Source organism: Thermobifida sp. (genome assembly GCF_017577275.1).
GTDB classification, from domain to species: Bacteria; Actinomycetota; Actinomycetes; order Streptosporangiales; family Streptosporangiaceae; genus Thermobifida; species Thermobifida fusca.
Window position 1 is genome coordinate 1 of sequence record NZ_PITY01000032.1, and the last position, 2,837, is coordinate 2,837.

The window sequence follows — 2,837 nt, forward strand, 5'->3', positions numbered from 1 at the left end:
GGAACGGCGGGCCGTGGTCACGGCTGAACGCGACCGGCTGGCCGCTCGCGGCGCTGACCCCGAGGCCCTGGCGGAGTTGGACCAAGCCGTTGCTGATCTGGATGAGGAGATCGCTGCCTCGGGGCTACGCGGCCGGGTCGCTCCCGCTTCCTCGGCGGCTAGGGCTCGGTCTCGGCGGGTGCGCTCGACCCGGCGGCGGCAGGATGCCCCGGAGTTGCCCAAGCGTCCGATGGTGCGGCGCACCGTGGGCCGGGCCTTCACCGACCCGGAGTCGGGCAGGGTGTTTCGGCCGTCGCTGTTTGTCACGCTGACCTGTGACTCCTACGGGCGGGTGCGCTCCGACGGCACACCGGTGGACCCGGCCTCCTACGACTACCGGCGGGCCGCACGCGACGCACTGCACTTTTCCAAGCTGGTGGACCGGTTCGTCCAGAACCTCCGCCGGGTGGCGGGATTCGAGGTGCAGTACTTCGCCACCGTGGAACCACAGCGGCGTCTTGCTCCGCATCTGCACATGGCGATCCGCGGCACCATCCCGCGTGCGGAGTTGCGGCAGATCGCGGCGGCGACCTACCACCAGGTGTGGTGGCCCTCGACCGATCGGGTGGTCTTCGACGGCGACCACCTGCCCATCTGGGACGAAGCAACCGGCTCCTACCTCGACCCGGCCACGGGGGAAGTCCTGCCCACCTGGGACCAAGCCCTCGACCGCCTGGATGCTGATCCGGACGCGCAGCCGCTGCACGTGGTCCGCTTCGGCCCCCAGGTCGACGCCAAAGGCGTGCTCGCGGGCTCTGCGGACGCTGACCGGTGCGTCCGCTACCTGGCCAAGTACCTGACCAAGGACATCGCCGAATGCCACGCCGTCGAGACGGTGGCCCAGGAACAGCACGTGGACCGGCTCCTCGACGCCCTGCGGTTCGAGCCGTGCTCGCCTCGGTGCGCGAACTGGCTGCGCCACGGCATCCAACCCAAAGACGCCAAAGCCGGACTGCGGCCGGGCTTCTGCACCTCCAAGGCGCACCGGCGTGAGCACCTGGGCTATGCGGGCCGGCGCGTCCTGGTCTCGCGCAAGTGGTCCGGCAAGACCCTGGCCGACCACAAGGCCGACCGTCTCGCCTGGGTCCTGCGCACGCTCGGCGTCGATCCGGACAACCCCGGCCACGCCCGGGAGGACGCGCAACCCGCCGCCTTCCCCCTGCGCGCACTCGGCGGCGGCGGTGACCGTATCGCCTGGGAACTGGCCCGACCCACCGACCCGGACGTGCCACCTCGTGAGCACCGCCTGTTACGGGCCGTTGGCGAGACGTTGAAACGCCGCGCGGCACTCCAGGCGGCACAACAGACCACTCTTTCGGCAACTGAACAGAGGGCAGCATGACCAACCCCCCGCGTCTCCTCCTGACCGTTCCCGAAGCCGCGCGCGTGCTGGCGATCTCCCGAAGCAAGCTCTACGAACTGCTCGCCTCCGGGGCGGTGCGCTCGCTGCGCATCGGCGGCTCTCGGCGCTGAACGACTACGTCTCCGGCCTCCTCACCCAACAGGAGGCGGCCTGATGGGCAAGCTCCGCGACGGCGTGATGAAACGCGGCAAGACCTGGTCCTACGTCATCCGCGTACCCGACCCGGAAACCGGGGTGAGCAAACCCAAGTGGGTCGGCGGCTTCGCCACCGAGGACGAAGCCAAGGCCGCCCGTGACGAAGCACGGGTCAAGGCGCGCCGCGGCGAGTACATCGAACGCTCTGACCTGACCGTGGCGGACTACCTCGCTGACTGGCTGGACGGGCACGCGATGGAGGTCAAGCCGCGCACGCTCGACGACTACCGCAACTGCATCCGGCTGTACGTGCTGCCGCGCATCGGGTCGGTGAAGGTCCAGGCGCTGCGGCCATCCACGTTCACCAGGCTCTACCGGGACCTGCGGGCTCGCGGTGGCAAGGGCGGCCGTCCGCTGGCGGTGAGCACGGTAACCCACCTGCATGCCGTGCTGCGCAAGGCGTTCCGCGACGCCGTGGAGATTGAACAGCTCCTCCCCAGCAACCCCGTGGAGCGGGCCAAGCGGCCCCGGGACGTCTACCGGGAGGTGGGCGACGTCTGGACCAAGGCGCAACTGCGGGCCTTCCTGGAAGTGGCGCGCGGGCATCGCCTGTTCGCGTTCTTCCACCTGGCGGCCTACACCGGGGCGCGTCGGGGTGAGCTGCTGCACCTGCGGTGGCCTGACGTCGATCTCGACGGCGGGCGCATCACCATCACCGGGTCCACGGCGGTGGTCGGCGGGGTCCGGGTGGAAGGCACGACCAAGAGCGGCCGGTCCCGGGTGGTGACCATCGACACCGAGACGGCGGGGGTGCTGCGCGCGCACCGTGTTCGGCAGTGTGAGGAGGCCGAGACTGCGGGTGAGGAGTGGCGCGGCGATCCCGACGGCTACGTGTTCACCACGGCGTGGGGTGAGCCGGTCTACCCGGACACGGTGACCGGGCTGTTCCGTACCTTCATCAGGATGCACAACGCTCCGACCGACCGTCCGGCTCCGGCCGTCCCTCTTCCGCCTGCTCGGCTACACGACCTGCGGCACCTGCACGCGACCACACTGCTCATGGCGGGCGCTCCGGTCCACCTGGGGGGGGCCCGCCCCGGCCCCCCCCGCCTGCCGCCGCCCGCCACACCGTCATCGCCCGCGCCGGTGCCTGCCCCGCCGTCAACTCCCGCAGGACCGCCGCCGCCCGGTGATACGGCATCTCCGTCGCTAGCCGCCGGCACAGTGCCTCTAGCCGCGGCGACAGTCGCTGCCGGGACTCCAGGCCCAGCGCTTCATCCAGTAAGAACACACCCTGGCC

The 2,837-nt window shown here is 70.7% G+C and carries 3 protein-coding genes; all 3 read left to right on the forward strand.

The window, feature by feature from the left end; genetic code table 11:
* Positions 1-1,381: replication initiator (locus tag CW348_RS14895; protein WP_287464096.1), on the forward strand; the 1,381-nt coding region annotated here is incomplete at its 5' end.
* Positions 1,378-1,512, forward strand: a complete 135-nt coding sequence (locus CW348_RS14900; protein ID WP_287464098.1) for an excisionase family DNA-binding protein — start codon at positions 1,378-1,380, stop codon at positions 1,510-1,512. The genes CW348_RS14895 and CW348_RS14900, both read left to right, overlap by 4 nt.
* 43 nt (positions 1,513-1,555) lie before the next feature.
* On the forward strand, positions 1,556-2,837 hold a 1,282-nt coding region (locus CW348_RS14905; RefSeq protein WP_287464100.1), incomplete at its 3' end, for a tyrosine-type recombinase/integrase.